At 42.8% G+C, this 16,239-nt stretch carries 14 protein-coding genes; 6 read left to right on the top strand and 8 right to left on the bottom strand.

Annotated features, from left to right (window positions below; genetic code table 11):
• Positions 1 to 65: 65 nt before the first annotated feature.
• Positions 66 to 1,112, bottom strand: coding sequence for a LacI family DNA-binding transcriptional regulator (locus tag ACOOEY_RS07835; RefSeq protein WP_420388110.1), 1,047 nt, complete (start codon positions 1,110 to 1,112; stop codon positions 66 to 68).
• 389 nt (positions 1,113 to 1,501) lie between these two features.
• Between ACOOEY_RS07835 and fbaA the strand changes: the two genes are divergently transcribed.
• Both fbaA and ACOOEY_RS07825 read left to right on the top strand, forming a co-directional pair.
• The gene (gene fbaA / locus ACOOEY_RS07830) at positions 1,502 to 2,566 is read left to right on the top strand and encodes a class II fructose-bisphosphate aldolase (RefSeq protein ID WP_420388109.1); all 1,065 of its coding nucleotides are present in this window, start codon (positions 1,502 to 1,504) and stop codon (positions 2,564 to 2,566) included.
• 104 nt (positions 2,567 to 2,670) lie between these two features.
• Positions 2,671 to 3,540, top strand: a complete 870-nt coding sequence (locus tag ACOOEY_RS07825) for a pirin family protein (protein WP_420388108.1) — start codon at positions 2,671 to 2,673, stop codon at positions 3,538 to 3,540.
• A 72-nt stretch (positions 3,541 to 3,612) separates the two neighbouring features.
• Here the strand turns inward: ACOOEY_RS07825 and ACOOEY_RS07820 are convergent, their stop codons facing one another.
• Positions 3,613 to 4,707, bottom strand: coding sequence for an alkene reductase (locus ACOOEY_RS07820; protein ID WP_420388107.1), 1,095 nt, complete (start codon positions 4,705 to 4,707; stop codon positions 3,613 to 3,615).
• A gap of 192 nt (positions 4,708 to 4,899) precedes the next feature.
• Here ACOOEY_RS07820 and ACOOEY_RS07815 point away from each other — a divergent pair, with 192 nt between their 5' ends.
• The gene (locus ACOOEY_RS07815) at positions 4,900 to 5,349 is read left to right on the top strand and encodes a hypothetical protein (RefSeq protein WP_420388106.1); all 450 of its coding nucleotides are present in this window, start codon (positions 4,900 to 4,902) and stop codon (positions 5,347 to 5,349) included.
• Positions 5,350 to 5,394: 45 nt separating this feature from the next.
• The gene (locus tag ACOOEY_RS07810; protein ID WP_420388105.1) at positions 5,395 to 5,895 is read left to right on the top strand and encodes a hypothetical protein; all 501 of its coding nucleotides are present in this window, start codon (positions 5,395 to 5,397) and stop codon (positions 5,893 to 5,895) included.
• A gap of 373 nt (positions 5,896 to 6,268) precedes the next feature.
• On the opposite strand, the gene ACOOEY_RS07805 is transcribed toward ACOOEY_RS07810, so the two are convergent.
• Positions 6,269 to 6,649: a VOC family protein gene (locus ACOOEY_RS07805; RefSeq protein WP_420388104.1), complete on the bottom strand. Its 381-nt coding sequence runs from the start codon at positions 6,647 to 6,649 to the stop codon at positions 6,269 to 6,271.
• A gap of 2 nt (positions 6,650 to 6,651) precedes the next feature.
• On the bottom strand, positions 6,652 to 8,130 hold the full coding sequence (locus tag ACOOEY_RS07800) for a bifunctional metallophosphatase/5'-nucleotidase (protein ID WP_420388103.1): 1,479 nt from the start codon (positions 8,128 to 8,130) through the stop codon (positions 6,652 to 6,654).
• A gap of 68 nt (positions 8,131 to 8,198) precedes the next feature.
• Here ACOOEY_RS07800 and ACOOEY_RS07795 point away from each other — a divergent pair, with 68 nt between their 5' ends.
• Entirely contained in the window at positions 8,199 to 8,792 is a 594-nt protein-coding gene (locus tag ACOOEY_RS07795; protein WP_420388102.1) for a hypothetical protein, read from the top strand.
• Between the two features lie 3 nt (positions 8,793 to 8,795).
• Here the strand turns inward: ACOOEY_RS07795 and ACOOEY_RS07790 are convergent, their stop codons facing one another.
• On the bottom strand, positions 8,796 to 11,840 hold the full coding sequence (locus ACOOEY_RS07790; RefSeq protein WP_420388101.1) for a DNA polymerase III subunit alpha: 3,045 nt from the start codon (positions 11,838 to 11,840) through the stop codon (positions 8,796 to 8,798).
• A 172-nt stretch (positions 11,841 to 12,012) separates the two neighbouring features.
• On the opposite strand from ACOOEY_RS07790, the gene dinB reads away from it, so the two are divergent.
• Positions 12,013 to 13,224 (top strand): DNA polymerase IV, encoded by a 1,212-nt coding sequence (gene dinB / locus ACOOEY_RS07785; protein WP_420388100.1) that lies wholly within the window; start codon positions 12,013 to 12,015, stop codon positions 13,222 to 13,224.
• A 5-nt stretch (positions 13,225 to 13,229) separates the two neighbouring features.
• On the opposite strand, the gene ACOOEY_RS07780 is transcribed toward dinB, so the two are convergent.
• From ACOOEY_RS07780 to ACOOEY_RS07770, 3 genes are read right to left on the bottom strand one after another with little or no spacing between them, the layout of a single operon-like run.
• Positions 13,230 to 13,784 carry a thioredoxin family protein gene (locus ACOOEY_RS07780; RefSeq protein WP_420388099.1) on the bottom strand — a complete coding sequence of 185 codons (555 nt, stop codon included), beginning with the start codon at positions 13,782 to 13,784 and terminating at the stop codon, positions 13,230 to 13,232.
• A 42-nt stretch (positions 13,785 to 13,826) separates the two neighbouring features.
• Positions 13,827 to 15,182: a magnesium transporter gene (mgtE, locus tag ACOOEY_RS07775; protein WP_420388098.1), complete on the bottom strand. Its 1,356-nt coding sequence runs from the start codon at positions 15,180 to 15,182 to the stop codon at positions 13,827 to 13,829.
• Positions 15,183 to 15,240: 58 nt separating this feature from the next.
• Positions 15,241 to 16,188: a succinylglutamate desuccinylase/aspartoacylase family protein gene (locus ACOOEY_RS07770; protein ID WP_420388097.1), complete on the bottom strand. Its 948-nt coding sequence runs from the start codon at positions 16,186 to 16,188 to the stop codon at positions 15,241 to 15,243.
• Positions 16,189 to 16,239 lie beyond the last annotated feature (51 nt).

Raw genomic sequence — 16,239 nt, 5'->3', positions numbered from 1 at the left:
TAATGGATTTAGGGTGTAAGGAACTGTATTGAGCTGACTATTCAACTCACAAACGTTTGCATGACCTATACAGCCGTGGCCTCAACTCCTGCCTTTTTGCTGGAAGACTCCCTAACAATCAATTCTGTATCGAGAATCTTGATTACGCTTTTGCCACGCTCCTTTTTATTGATTTCTTCGAACATTAATCTGGCGGCTTCCCGACCCATTTCATAACCGGGTTGAGAAACACTGCTGATTGAAGGATGAACCAGAGAGCTGAATTGCCAGTCACTATAGCCTACGATGGCAATTTCTTCCGGAATTCTTAGGCCTGCTTTTTTAATGGCCTTGAGTGCACCCAGAGCGGCCATGTCGTTATTGGCAAAAACACCATCTATGGCTTTACCGGAGGCCAGAAGTGTTTCCATGGCTATTTCAGCTTCTTCCTGAGTGCCATATCGACATTCTACAATGTAGCTTTCATCAATAGGCAATTCATAGTCTTCATAGGCTGAGATATAACCTTCTTTTCTTTTTCGACCAATAATCAGGTTTTCAGGTCCTGCCAGGTGAACAATATTCTTGCAGCCCTGATCAATCAGGTGCTCTACAGCATCGTAGGCTCCCTGATAGTCGTCTACTATGACGGAAGTCGCATTCATACCTTCCACCAATCGATCGAAGAAGACCATGGGCATGCCTTCATCTACCACCTTTTGCAAATGAGCCAGGTCTGAAGTTTCGCGCGAAATGCTGACCAGCAGTCCATCTACCCTGGCACTCATCAGGGCATCAATACTGTCAGCTTCTCTTTCGTAGTTTTCATTGGACTGACAGATCATTACATTATAGCCTTCTTTCATGGCTTCATCTTCAATACCACTGATGACGGTAGAAAAGAAAAAATGCACTGTTTCGGGAATAATAACACCGATGACATTGGTGCGCTGATTTCTCAGTGAAAGAGCAATAGAGTTGGGTCGGTAATTGTATTTATTGGCCAGTTCGGTAACTGCCTTGCGGGTGCTGGGGCTAATTCCGGGAAAGTCTTTAAGGGCTCTGGAAACGGTTGAACACGAGATGTTTAGTTCTTTCGCAATGTCTTTAATGGTAACCTGTCCCTTTTTCATTCCTGTCGGCTTCGAATAATCTTTTGACTAAAAGCTTAAATAAGCTGATATGTTTCGAATAATCCAGAAAAGGCAAAATTTTTTCGAAAAATTAATTCTTCGAATTTGCTTTGTTTTGGCCGTTTCAATCGTTTGCACTTTCGGGCTAGTATACTGCCATAGAAGCGGTTAGATTGATATATTCTGCATTAATCCCTACTTTGGTATTCTGATAGACAGTCAGTAAGATCATCTGTCAGTAATTTCCTCCATTTCTATTATAGTTTACTTTACTTATAGCGCAAACCTTTGCGCTATAAGTGTTTTATACCATTTCTGTTTTCGAATGAAGGAATTAACTTCACAATTGCTTTCTTTGCAACACTATCTAAAAACATAATTTAATCGTCATGGGAAAATTCAGAAGCGGAGTGCTATACGGCCAGGAATTGATGGACTGTCTTAGCTATGCTAAGGAAAATGAATTTGCGCTACCTGCTGTCAATGTAGTGGGAACGAATAGTATCAACGCTGTATTGGAAACGGCTAAAAAGGTGAACTCACCTGTAATTGTTCAGTTTTCAAATGGTGGGGCATCATTTTATGCCGGTAAATCACTTTCTAACGATGGACAAAATGCAGCTATTCAGGGGGCAATCTCTGGAGCGATGCATGTGCACCAAATGGCTGAGCACTATGGTGTTCCTGTGATCTTACATACTGACCACTGTGCTAAGAAGCTTTTACCATGGATTGATGGCCTGCTTGATGCAGGTAAGAAATACTTCGAGAAGAATGGTCAGCCATTGTTCAGTACGCATATGCTCGATTTATCAGAAGAGCCACTTCATGAAAATATTGAGATCAGTACCGAGTACTTCAAAAGAATGGCTCCACTGGGTATGGGTATTGAAATTGAATTGGGAATTACCGGTGGTGAAGAAGATGGTGTAGATAATACCGATGTAGATTCTTCAAGACTATATACTCAGCCTGAAGAAGTAGCTGAGGCATGGGATGCTCTACGTCAGGTAGGTGATATCTTTACTGTTGCTGCTTCATTCGGTAATGTTCACGGTGTCTATAAGCCGGGTAATGTAGAGTTGAGACCAGAGATTCTGAAGAACTCTCAGGAATATATCAAAGAGAAGTTCGGTACTGAGGATAAGCCGGTTTACTTCGTGTTCCATGGTGGTTCAGGTTCTGAGCCTGAGAAAATCAAAGAGGCTACTTCATACGGTTCAATTAAAATGAACATTGATACTGATGTTCAATGGGCTATGTGGGATGGTATCCATGGTTACTACAATGAGAAGAAAGATTATCTGCAGGGACAGATTGGTAACCCTGATGGAGAAGATTCTCCTAATAAGAAATATTATGATCCACGTGTTTGGTTGAGAAAAGGCGAAGAGTCTGTTGTGAAGAGACTGGAGAGAGCTTTTGATGAGTTGAATGCTGTTGGCAGAAACTAAGAGCTTAAAAGCATAGATTAAAAAGGCATCCCTCAGGGATGCCTTTTTAATTGTTTGTCAGCGAACTTTTGCATTTTGTCAGGGTTTTCTATCAAACTCTTCCTATGTCTAATACAGATCTTATCATTGAAGAACGAAGCCGCGATATTGGCGACTTCCTGGTTGGTCGGCTTATTCCTTTCCGCAAAAAAAGAATGGTTGGCCCATTTATATTCATCGACCATATGGGGCCATCCACAATTGGCCCGGGTCATTACCTCGATATTGGTCAACATCCACATATAGGCCTTTCCACCTTGACCTATTTACTGGAAGGGGAAGTAGAACATCGCGATACTTTGGGAACGAAGCAACTGGTGAAGCCGGGCTCGGTGGGTTGGATGACTGCCGGAAAGGGGATTGTCCATACTGAAAGAACACCACAGGCTTTGCGAGATGGTAGTAGTTTCACGATGCATGGATATCAGATATGGGTGGCTTTGCCTAAAGATAAGGAATTGATAGAACCGCAGTTTTCTTACACAGAAGCCGGTGAATTACCCAGCTGGCAGGAAGGTGAACTCGATTTTAAACTGGTGGCAGGTAAAGGCTTTGGTTATGAATCTCCTGTGCCTGTTTTTTCTGATCTGTTTATGGTTGATATTCGGGCCAGGGGAAAGTCACCGATTAAGATATCTGGTCAGTTGAAGGGTGAGATCGGAATATGTATTGTGGAGGGTTATATAGAGGCCTGTTCCGAGCGGATTGAGCAAGGAAATATGCTGGTGTCTAAGGAAGAGGATATCTGTTCCATTACCCTTGGAGAAAACTCACATGTGTTGTTGTTTGGAGGATCTCCTTTTCCTGAAGAAAGGCATATCTTCTGGAATTTTGTGGCCTCAGATAAAGAGTTGATAGAAACTGCCAAGGCTAACTGGCAGGAAAAGAAATTTCAGATGCTGGAAGATGACGCTAGTTACATTCCGCTTCCTTAAGGAGTAAATGTAATAAAGGAGGCTGTATCTGACCTGAACATGGTTACTGATACAGCCTCTTTATTGAAGCTCTTATGAATTAGCTTTTGGATAGTCTGTATATCCCTCGGGGCCCGGAGTATAGAAAGTGTCCTGGTTAGGCTGAGACAGCTCAAGGTCTTCTTTCATTCTTGTCACCAAATCAGGATTAGCAATGAAAGAAGAGGCAAAACAGATAAGATCACCATTTCCTGCTTCCAGATCTTCAGTTGCTCTTTCCTTATTATAGCCACCGTTTAAGATCAACGTACCTTTGAAATTTTCACGAAGCTTCTGCTTCATCGATTGCGGTACCGGAACATTAGTGACAGCCGACATATCAGCTGTATGCAGGTAAGCAATTCCATAGGCCTGAAGTTTACTGGCAATGGCAGTGAATTGTTCTTCGATACCATCGAATTCGCCCATGCTGTTGAATACACCATAAGGAGAAATACGAACGGCTACCTTATCGCTACCAATGGCATCGATACAGGCTTCTACTACTTCATACAGGAATCTTGAGCGGTTTTCAGCATTACCCCCATATTCATCAGTTCTTTGATTGGAATTAGCATTAAGGAACTGGTTGATCAGGTAGCCATTGGCACCATGTAGTTCAATACCATCGAAGCCACCAACTTCAACAGCCAGTCTGGCTGACTCTGCATATTCTTTCACAGCCTGTTGAATATCTTCCAGGCTCATGGCTTTAGGCGTAGGGATATCTAGCATACCCTGACCATCCACATACATTTGACTGAATGGTTCTGATGGAGCAATAGCAGATGGTGCTAATACTTCGCCTCCCTCTGCAAGGTTATCAGGATGAGATACTCTCCCTGTGTGCATGACCTGCATGAAAATTTTAGCACCCTTGGCTTGTACAGCCTCAGTTACCTCTTTCCATGTTTTAGCTTGCTTTTCGCTGAAAACTGCCGGTATTCTGGGATAGCCAATACCGTTAGGTGAGGGAGATACACCCTCTGTGATGATCAATCCTGCCTCTGACCTTTGTTCATAATAGGTCTTCATGATTTCATTGGCAAGATTATCAATAGCCCTTGACCTGGTCATTGGGCCCATAACTACCTTGTTCTTCAGTTGAAGAGCACCTTGTTGATAGGGTTGAAATAATATATCTGACATATGATTTTGTTTGTTTCTACTTGAGTTTAGGCAACAGGGTGGAGACTATATTAGTTCTCTGTACGTACATTAAAATTCTGTTAAGAAGAGTAGGCCGGCTGAGTAAAGGACTTCAGTTTTCCGGTCAGCAGAGATAAATGCCTTTTATTCAAAGCATGGTAAATCTGAGTCATGTGCCTGACATATTTGTGTATGGAAAATCTGCAACCAGTTATAGAAGAACTTTCTAAGCGGGCAACAACTGCGGAAAATGAGAAGCTCAAGAAGTGGTTGAACTGTAGTATTAAGGTACTTAAGGTGCTCGATGATAAAGGTGTTGATCCAAAGGCAATGGACAAAGAACTAAAAGTACTTAGAAAGCAGCTGGATGCTGATACGCGTTATGAGCAGATCAGGTCTTTTTATGGGATGTTGACTGTCTTTGCTAAAAAGGAATACAACTTGTTACCACCAAGGTATTATCAGAACCAATGGATGGCCATTGGTATGACAGCTTTTGGTCTTCCCTTCGGTTTGATGTTTGCCCTAACGTTGGACAACATGGCTTTTTTAGGAATAGGTCTTCCTATTGGTATGTCTTTGGGAATAGCCATAGGGGCTGAGAAGGATAAAAAGGCGAAAGCGCAGGGACTGCAGTTGTAGAAAATAAAGACGGAATTCTTATCTTCCTCTTTATTTTTTGAACTCATGTCAAGTTTTAGAATCAGACCTAGATTCAGAGAGGAACTACCATTAGATAACTCCGAATACATCGCTATTCTCAAAAAGGCGATTGACGAATCAGATGGATTTACCGGCATTGTATCTGATCATTATGCCGTCATCAAGATACCCAGAGAGGAACGGCACTACTGGTCTCCTCAGCTGGCATTGACGATTGAACCTTATGATGATAAGAAGGCAGTTTTTGTAAGAGGACTTTACGGACCGAAACCGAGTGTCTGGGCTGTTTTCTTTATGTCTTATGCGGCACTGGGAGTTCTCGCCTTATTTGTTGGGGTGTATGGCCTTTCCCAGCTGATGTTAGATAAGCCCGCACCCATACTCTGGGCTATTCCTGTGTTTGCTTTGATTGCCGTTGGATTGTATCTGGTAGCCCAGGCCGGGCAGAAGGTAGGAGCGGAGCAGATGTTTAGAATCCACCACTTCTATGAGGGGCTTTATCATGATAAAGTCAGAATCAGTTAAAAAGAAAAAAGCCCCTTGCGGGGCTTCTTACTTACCTTTTCGGTAATGATCCACAATGATATCTCTCACTGAAACGCGCTGGTGATTGAAACTTTGTGAACTTCTCTCTTGAGGTACATCAGAACCAGTTTTAACCTTTCCATTCTGTGACATACCCAATTGATTGGATTTTAATACCTCCATCTAGCTTACTTTACTTATAAAAACCAAAATGCCTGTTATGGCATATATCCAATTTCCTGTTGCAATATTATGCAAACGTTTGCATAATCCAAAACAGCACCGAGAATTTTAGAAAGATTAATACAAAATTCTTGGGATGGTATTTCTACTACGATTAAGTAGAGGTTCACCCTACTTTTAGAGCAAGAATCTATTCTGCTTCCTGACCCTGACCAAAAGTTATTCGGAAGCCATTGAGGTCATATAGGTCAAAATCTGTCATTCCGTAGTCTGCTTTTACTAATTCACCCAGTTTAACGTCTCTTTTTTTGAATTCTTCATAGAGTGCTTCGACATTTCTTACGAAGACATATAGAGATGGATGAGTTTTTTGAAGCTTGTAGTCTTTCTCTACCTGAGCCAAATGGATGACCAGATTATCACGTTTCATTATGGCATAGGAAACAGGGTTCTCCCAGGTAAACTCGAGATTGAAGCCTAGGGAATCCTGATACCATTCAATACTGTCCTGAATATTAGCCACGGGAATGGTGGCGGCAAAATGATCTAAGAAGGGTTTGGTGTCGCTCATGGTTAATTGGGTAATTGACGGAAGTACGCCATAATAATATCTCTTACATCGTTTTTAACTCCATTGAATTGTTCAGGGTTATTGGCCTGGTCAGCATAGTCTTTCAAAAAAGCAAGATTGGCCTCTCCTCCACTCATGACAAACTGGGGTAACGCCAGTTTATAGGTTTGGCTTGTTGAAAGCTTTTGGCCTTTAATATACCAGCCATCGGCTTTTTTCTCGGCATTAGCCAATTGCAGGTAGCCTCCAATGCCTACATTGGTAACTGTTCCCGTTTCAAGAATTCTTTCAATTACATCTCCCTTCAAATCGATTAGTGAGATACCCCCGCCAAATGGAAAGGAGCGGAGAATGTCGTATTCAGTAATGGTGCCAGTCAGGATATCGTCCAGCCGAATGGAGCCTGAATTGAATACGGCCAGGTCGGCTTCCGGAGCCACATACAAGAAGGATTCAGCAGTCATAATTGGGTAGTTGGTTGGTTTATAACGAATGCTGCTTTCACGACCATCCAGTACTTCCTGAGTAACCATCACTACTTTCTCGGGCTCATAGCCCATATTAGCCATGCTTTCATTGCTAATGTTAATCCATTTATCAACCACTTTTTTAACCTCCGGGTCATCAGTAATGGTATCGTCAATCTTCACCAGTTCAGATTGGATGGTCGTTTTTCCGGTCGCCTTATTGTAGCTCACCCGGTGTACATAAACCGTTTTGGCATTGGCATCAGCCTTGGTCATAAGAACATCACCATACTGATGTTTCATATTCACGTGGTCATGGCCTCCCAGAATCAGGTCTAGTTCAGGTACATAGTGCGTGGCTAGGGAATCATCCATTTCTTCTTCCAGGTGGGTGATGGCAATAAATACCTCAGCTTCCTCTTTTATCTTATTGTAGGTAGCCTTTACAGATTCATACTTATCCGTATAGCTCACATAGTCTGTTTGGTTGAAAGGTACTGTTGATCCAAAAAAGGCAATGTCAACACCTTCAATGCGCTTCATTATATGGTCCGGGAAAGGCTGTCCGTTTTGTTCCCAGGGTACTGCCTTGCCATCAACCATATGGAAGCAGTTGGTGGTTGTCCAATGAAACTCAGATTCAGCAATCCTTTTCAAGTGCTCATCTTCTTTGATGTCATATTCATGATTGCCCGGCACCACATAGTCAACACCCATGGCGTTCATTACTTCAACCATTTGCTTTCCGGCTATTTTTTCATTTTGATAGGTCAGTGTACCAATCAAGGAGGGACTGACAAAATCTCCTGAAAGCGTAGTGATTACATTAGGGTTTTCCTGAAGTAGTTGTTTCCTGATGGTGGCTACGCGGGCCATACCGCCAGCTTTGCCACCTTCGACCGGAGCGATTTCATAAACATCATTCATCTGTAATATGATGAAATCTACTGTTTCGGATTGCTGGCAAGTATTAAGTAAGAGAACTACTAAAGAGAGTGCTAATAATTTTTTCATGGCATAGGTGTTTATCTAGGTAAGATAATAATTTGAGATTGCTTAATAATTAACTATAATTATAGTTAATGAAAGTTGCCAGAAATAGAAGACATACAAAAACCTTTAATTCATTTCATTATTTCTGGTGTTGGAGTGTTATCGTCATTTTTTGGGCACTAACAATGATAGGTTTATTTCCAGGGCAGAGCTCAGTTAATTCTTTTGACTGGTCTGGGTTTAATCCAGATGTTAGAGATTCAGTAGAGGCCATAGCGGATGCTCATTTTCTGTCGGGAGGAGTTATTGGACCTGCCGGTCTTGCGCCTCAGCAGTGGCATAGGGGAAATTGGTTGGGGAAAGAGGCTACAGAATCAGAACTGCTTCGCTTGACTGATTATCCGAATAGCGCAGTCAAAGCAATAGCTTATGAAGAATTAATTAAAGCCAAACCAGAAAGTAGTTATCAGCTATTGAGCAAAGTCCTTTTAGATCGACCTTTTACTGTTGATTATGTCTCTGGTTGTGAAGGAAAGGAGATCCTGGTACAGGAGTATTTAATGGACTATGTCTTGGGGTTGTCTAAAAATGTTCCTTCTACATTTTGGTCTGATCAGGTGATAAATAATCTTACGGATAAGGAACTGGACTTTTTAATAAGGCTTTATCAAAGTAACAGATAGTTGCTAAGTGTTTGATAATTTCTGTAAGCCTGGCCCCATCGTAGAATGTCTTGGTTCCTCCGCTAATCTTGGGTCATGGATATACTGAAGTTTCCGCATGCTGATCATTTCCAGGCTCAGGAAGTCGAATTCTTCTACCACTTTGCCATGTAGTTCATAGATGCCTTTCCCCCGGAATGGATATTTGGCAGCCATAGGGGGAAAATGAGTAGTATCGATGAAGTGCCCCTCTCTATCCAACCAGGTACCAAACTGCATGCGTTTGCCTCCGGAGGTATTCGTGTTTTTAATGTGAATTAAATAGCCTACCATTCTGACTTCCTTGTTTCTATGCTGATCCATCTCTCTTACCATAACTTCTTCTTCAGGCAGGTCTTTCAGAATATCGAAGGGATTACAAAGTGGAAATCCCAGTAAATCAATCTGGTCGAAAGCATCTTCCAATACATCATAGCTCAGTTCCGGAATTCTGAACCTTTTCACTTCAGGATCGAAAAGCATTCTCTCCGGTCTTGATTTCTTATTATTACTTAGTCTGAAGTGAGCTTCCCAGAGGAGTTCTTTCTTCCCAATACCGGTAAATCGGAAGGCATTGATTCTGATAAGCAAGCTGAGCTGATCCAATGAAATGGGGACACGCTTCATAAAATTATCAAAGCTCATGAATACTCCATTCTCATTTCTCTCATAGAGAATAGCCTCAATGGTTGATTGTTCCAGCTCACTAATAAAACCGAAGCCCATATATATGCTATTACCATAGATGGTGCAAAGGTGCTCACTTTGGTTAATGCAGGGAGCCTGAATATCGGCACCATGCATAAAGGCCTCATGAGCATACAGTTCTACCCTGTAAAAACCACCTCCATTATTCATGGTGGCTACCATATATTCAAGCGGATAATAGGCCTTGAGGTACAGACTTTGATAACTTTCTACAGCATAGCTGGCTGAGTGCCCCTTGGCAAAAGCATAACCGGCAAAACTTTCAATTTGTCGCCAAACGTCTGCTGATAGTTCATACGAATGCCCCTTACGTCTGCAATTCTCGAAGTATTTATCCCGGACCTTCTGAAATTCTTCACGGGAGCGGTATTTACCAGACATACCCCTGCGTAATACATCTGCCTCACCCAATGTGAGGTCTGCGAAGTAGTGAGCTACCTTAATGACATCTTCCTGGTAAACCATTACGCCATAGGTCTCAGGCATAATTTTTCTCAGGATTGGATGAGCCTCTTTCCTTCTTTCAGGCTCCCTAAAACGAAGAATGTACTGACGCATCATACCTGACTTGGCTACGCCAGGTCTGATGACGGAACTGGCTGCTACCAGGCCCAGGTACTCGTCCACCTTCAACTTTTTCAGGAGCATGCGCATGGCAGGAGACTCTACGTAAAAGCAACCAATGGCCTGGCCTTCTTTTAGCATTCCCTTAATTCGGTCATCGCACTTAAATTTCGGGATATCGTGAATATCAATTGTCTCGTCTTCGGGGTGATTCCGAGCAATGATCTCCAGGCTATCCTTGATTTTACCCAGGCCTCTCTGGCTGAGGATATCAAACTTATAGAGCCCAATATCTTCCGCAACAATCATATCGAAATGAGTGGTTGGGAAATTTTTGGGTGGAAGGTCAGTGGCGGTATAATAGTGTATGGGCTTTTCAGAAATAAGAATACCCCCTGCATGAATGCTCAGATGGCTGGGAAAGCCCTGAATATATTGTCCGTAGTGGAGTACCAGTCTTTGGGTTTCATCCAGGTCCTCAAATCTGGCTCCCTGAATATGCTCTATTTCATGGGGTGGAAGACCCAGGACTTTGCCCAGTTCCCGGATCACAGCCCTGAACTGAAAGGTACTGTAAGTTGCCAGCAATGCTACATTGTTACCCTCACCATGCTGAAATTCTCTGAAGATGAATTCCGTAATATCTTCCCTGTCTTTCCATGAAAAGTCGATATCGAAATCAGGAGGGTTTTGTCGATAGAGGTTAATAAAGCGCTCAAAGTAGAGGTCGAGCTCAATAGGGTCTACATCGGTAATGCGCAGCAGATAAGCCACCACACTATTGGCTCCGCTGCCTCGCCCGACATAATAGTAGCCTTTTTCCCGTGCGTACTTGCATAGCTTCCAATTGATGAGAAAGTAAGACATAAAACCCTGCTGCCTGATTACATCCAGCTCAGTTTTAATCCGGTTCTTTATGGTTTCGGAAGGATTGGGGTAACGATAAGGCAAACCTTTTTCGCAAAGCTCTTCAAGTAACTGGTAATCCTGTTCAGGAGAGTCCGTAAAGGCCTTCAGGTTTTTATTGAGGTTTTCCCCTTCAAAATCGAAATGAATACGACATTGATCGAGCAGTCTTTCCGTATTCTCAATCATATAAGGATAGGCTGAATAAACCTCTCTTAACTCATCCACCGGATAGATAAAATCTCCAGGGTCAGCTTCTTCAGCTTTGGGAAGTTTACTGAGTAGAGTGTTGTTATCGATAGCCCGTAACAAGCGGTGTGCGTTGAAGTCACGTTTCAGGACCACTCGTTCCCCTGTCTTATCTATCTTACTTCGGAAGGTGGCGGTTGGTAAGGCCACCAGCTTGTTACTATCCATTTGATGAGGCGGATAAACCAGCTTGGGCAAATCTTTAGGTTTCACCCCAATGAATTCTAAGTTTTTTAGCTCAAAGCCTGTGTATTTGCTAAAAGGATAAACCACAAAAGCATGCTGAAATTCAGGAGCCCGTGGAGGGATTTCTTCTTTGCCATGGAGATACTGCGACAAATATTCATTGATCTCCCTAAAGCCCTCATTGTTTTGGGCAACAGCCACAAAAAGCTGATCTGCCTCATTTCTAAAATCAATCCCTAAAACCGGTTTTATATCGAATTTGGAAGCTAGTCGAACAAAGTTGATACTGGCTGCGGTGCTATTGATGTCTGTTAGGGCAAAGGTTTTTACTCCCGCTTGCTGCATCATCTCAAGCAGTGATTTGGTATTTATGGTACCATATTTAAAGCTGTAGTATGAGTGGGAGTTGAGGTACATGTTAAGAAACTGCTATCCTGTTTTCATTCCTGATAGATGATGTAGATAAATCTAGAATTGGATCGACTAAATTTTATCTAAATTACTAATATAAATAGTAAACTAAAATAATTAGATTTGAGTTTCAGTTCTACAACAAACCAAACATTCTGATTCTGTAATAATAGCAGTAGTGGAGAAGACGATACTACATCTCGATCTCGACACTTTCTTTGTGTCGGTTGAGCGGTTATATGATAGCCGTTTAATTGGTAAGCCTGTGCTTATTGGCGGAACCTCAGACCGTGGCGTGGTGGCATCGTGTAGTTATGAGGCCCGGGCTTATGGTGTACATTCTGCTATGCCCATGAAGCGGGCCAAAGAACTTTGTCCTGACGCCATACAGATTAGAGGAAACTCGGGTACTTACACCAAGCTCTCGGAAGATGTTACAGAGATTATTAAGGAAACAGTCCCTCTCTATGAGAAGACTTCCATAGATGAATTCTATGCCGATCTGACAGGGCTCGATAAGTTTTTCAATAGCTATCAGATGGCCAAAGAGCTTAGGGTACGGATTAAACAGCAGACTGGCTTACCTATATCTTTTGGTCTTTCTAAAAACAAAACTGTATCTAAGGTCGCGACCGGAGAGGCAAAGCCTGATAATGAGATCAAAATAGATTATGGGCTGGAGAAGCCTTTTTTGGCTCCTCTCTCTGTGAGTAAGATCCCTATGGTAGGACAACAAACTCAGCTTACACTATATAGTTTGGGAGTAAAGAAAATCCAAACCATTCAGGAAATGCCGGTAGAACTGATGGAGAAAGTTTTAGGTAAAAATGGTGTAAGTATTTGGAAAAAGGCGAATGGTCTGGATAACTCACCTGTTATTCCCTACAGTGAACGGAAATCTATTTCTACAGAAAGAACCTTTGATAGAGATACTATTGATGTTCATAAGCTCAAAGGTATTTTGCTGGCGATGGCTGAAAACCTGGCTTTTCAGCTAAGAAGGGGACTTAAACTTACAGCCTGTGTTACGGTAAAGGTCCGTTACTCCGACTTCAATACTTATACCTTGCAATCGCGGATTCCTTATACTTCTGCAGATCATGTTTTGATTCCTAAAACACTGGAACTCTTCGATAAACTCTATAATAAGCGATTGTTGGTGCGTCTTATAGGGGTGCGCTTTAGTCACCTGGTGGAAGGTGGTTTGCAGATCAACCTTTTTGAAGACAATGAAGAGATTATCAACCTATATCATGCTATGGATAAAATTCGCGATAAGCATGGTGATCGCAGTGTGCTCAGGGCCTATGGCATGGAGGCCAAAACTATCAGCCGATTCAACCCTTTTACAGGAGAACCCCCACCGTTATTGGCCAATAGAAGACAATAGGTGTTTTACTTCCACTTAATATTACAACCCAAGCTGGGTATTTGCTGGGCTGACACCGCTTTACCTGCCAGTATTTCATCTAAGGCTGCTCGCAAATCTTTTCCGGTGACAGGTTTACCATTGCCGGGACGTGAATCGTCTAACTGGCCTCTATAAGCACATTTTAAATCCGAATCAAAAACATAGAAATCAGGAGTGCAGGCAGCGTCATAGGCTTTGGCTACAGCTTGTGTTTCATCATAGAGGTAAGGAAAGGTGTAACCCTCTTTCTCAGCTTCTTCTTTCATTAGGTGAGGAGCATCTTGCGGGTAGTTCTCGACATCATTTGAACTGATGGCTACAAACGAAACGCCTTTAGCCTGGTAATCTTTGGCAAGAGACACAATGCCTTCATCCACATGCTTTACAAAAGGACAGTGATTGCAGATGAACATAATGACAGTGGCCTTGTCAGACCTCAGCTCATTAAGACTGAGCGTTTTGCCGGAAACAGCATCGGGGAGTCTGAAATCAGGAGCTGGTGTACCCAGCGGTAACATATTGGAAGGTGTTCTGGCCATGGGTTCGGTTATTAGGTAATTGGTTGATTAGTTAATGGTCTGTCACACCAAATAGTTCATCGCTACACCTGCAAAGGTGAGGGCAAGGAAGAATCCCAGCATATCGGTTACAGTGGTAAGGATCGGGCCTGATGCTAAGGCCGGGTCGGTATTCATTTTCTTCAGAAATAGCGGAATTGTACCTCCAATGCTTACAGCCACCACTGTATTAATAGCCAGAGCACCTCCTACAACTAAACCCAGGTAGGCATTGCCCTGATAGATAAAGGCCGCTAAGCCAATCAGGAATCCCAGCACTACTCCATTGATAAGGCCTACTTTAATTTCCTGCCAAAGTACACGAGCCAGTTCATAAGGTTTCACAACCCCCAGCGAGAGCTCTCTTAAACTTACTGCAACGGCCTGGTTGCCAGAGCAACCACTCATGTCTGAGATAACCGGAAGGAAAACGGCCAGGGCTATGACTTCTTCCAGCGTGTCCTGATAAAAGGCAATAACGCTGGCTGCAATAATATTCAGAACAATATTTACCGAAAGCCAGGAAAGCCTTCTTTTAGAACGCAACCAAAGTGGCATGGAGCGTAACTCTTCACCACCCACAATACCCTGGGTCTCTAATAACTCAAGGTTTGATTTTTCTGATTCTGCTTCCCTCAGGTCTTTCCGAAGGACTATGCCAAGTAGCTGATCTTCTCCGTCTACAATGGGCACTCCGTAAAAGTCATACTTATCGAAAAAGCTGATCAGGTCTTCCAACCGGGCATCCGGAGGCATAGTGAAAGCATTTTTGATCACTATGGTGTTTAGCTTAGTGTTGGGTTTGGAGAGCAACAGGTCTCTCATTTGCAAAACCCCTACGAAGCGGTCATGGCTGGTTACATAGATATACTGAACATGGTAGTCCTCATACTCTTCGGCCTTCTCCTGCAGGTCTTTTACCGTTTGTGCAACAGTCAGATTAGCATCAAAAGCGAGGTACTCTGTTACCATTAGACCACCAGCCGATTCAGGGTCATACTGAATCAGTCTGCGAACATTTTCAGCCTCTTCCGGATGCATTTCCTCCAGAATGGCTTCAGCATCCCGGGTGTCCAGTTCAGCTAGAATATCTACCTGGTCATCACTATATAATTCATTTAGAATGGAGGCCGCTGTTTCAACCTGGGCATTTTCAATGGCAGCAATGGCCTGGTTTTGAGGAATGCGTTCCAGCAAGGTGGCAGCGTCCTCCGGACTAAGCAGGTTGACGAGTTCCGTCTGCTCATCTTTAGAAAAACGGTTATAAGCGTAGACTAAATCTTCGGCTTTCAGGCTTTCCATCATGTCATGAATAGCCGTCTCATCTTTTGCCTTGATCAGGTCTGATAATTCTTCCAAAAACGTAGTTTCCTTCTCCATTATTTGAAATTATGATTTGCAGATTTCGTCAATCTAAAATCTTGCTTTTCAGCTGCCTTTATTTATTCACCCCAATGTGCATAATAGCATCGCCTTGATGCACGATCGGGTTATTATTGAGTCCGATAACATAACCATTGGCCGGACTTTTTACTTTGTGTTTAAAAGAACCGAAAGGTTCGGCAATGTAGCCTACAACCTGGTTTTTCTCAATTAATTCACCAGACTTAACCTGAGTGAGAAATATACCTGAGTACTTGGCTCTCACCCACGAGGAGTGATAAATAATTTTCGTTTTATGTATGGGTTCCGGAGCTCTTTCTCTCATGCCCAGGTGCTTCATTACACGCAGTGCCCCATTAATACCGGATTGGATGGCCTGTTCATCGAAGCGGGCTGACTCTCCTCCTTCATAAACTAGAATATGTTTACCCATTCTGGCGGCAGTTTGCCTTAGCGATTTTTTCCTGAAGGGGGAATTCAGAATAAAAGGAGGTTCAAAAGCTTCGGCAATAGCTTTGTTTTTTGGATCCTTCATCACACACCTGATTTGAGGAAAGTTGGTGCGATCGGCTCCACCCGTATGAAAGTCGAGGCCCACATCAATTTTAGGAATGATATTATTCGTCAGGTAGTGAGCCACACGTGAAGCAAGTGAACCATTTTTGTTGCCTGGAAACGATCGGTTTACATCTTTGCCATCGGGTACATAGCGGCTGAAATTAATAAACCCGAACATGTTGATGATGGGGATACAGATGACCGTACCGATTTTGGGTTTATGCTGATCCTTCTCAATGATTCTCCGCACGATTTCAGTTCCATTAATTTCATCTCCATGCAGACCACCACTCAATAATAGGGTTGGGCCATCTTCCAATGCACGAGCTACTGTAATTTTTAGATTGATGTCTGAATGGGAAGGAAGCCGTGCAATATTCACATTGATAACTGCTTCTTCTCCCGGCATTACGGGTTTACCGCTGATGATAAATGGTGCTCTCAAATTTTTAGTAATTGTTCCGATAAATCTACGCACAAACGCTGAATAGGCTTA

Origin of the sequence: Roseivirga sp. (assembly GCF_965216855.1) — a bacterium.
Taxonomy (GTDB): domain Bacteria; phylum Bacteroidota; class Bacteroidia; order Cytophagales; family Cyclobacteriaceae; genus Roseivirga.
The sequence above is the reverse complement of the archived record's forward strand: the minus strand, read 5'-3'. Positions and strand labels throughout refer to the sequence as shown.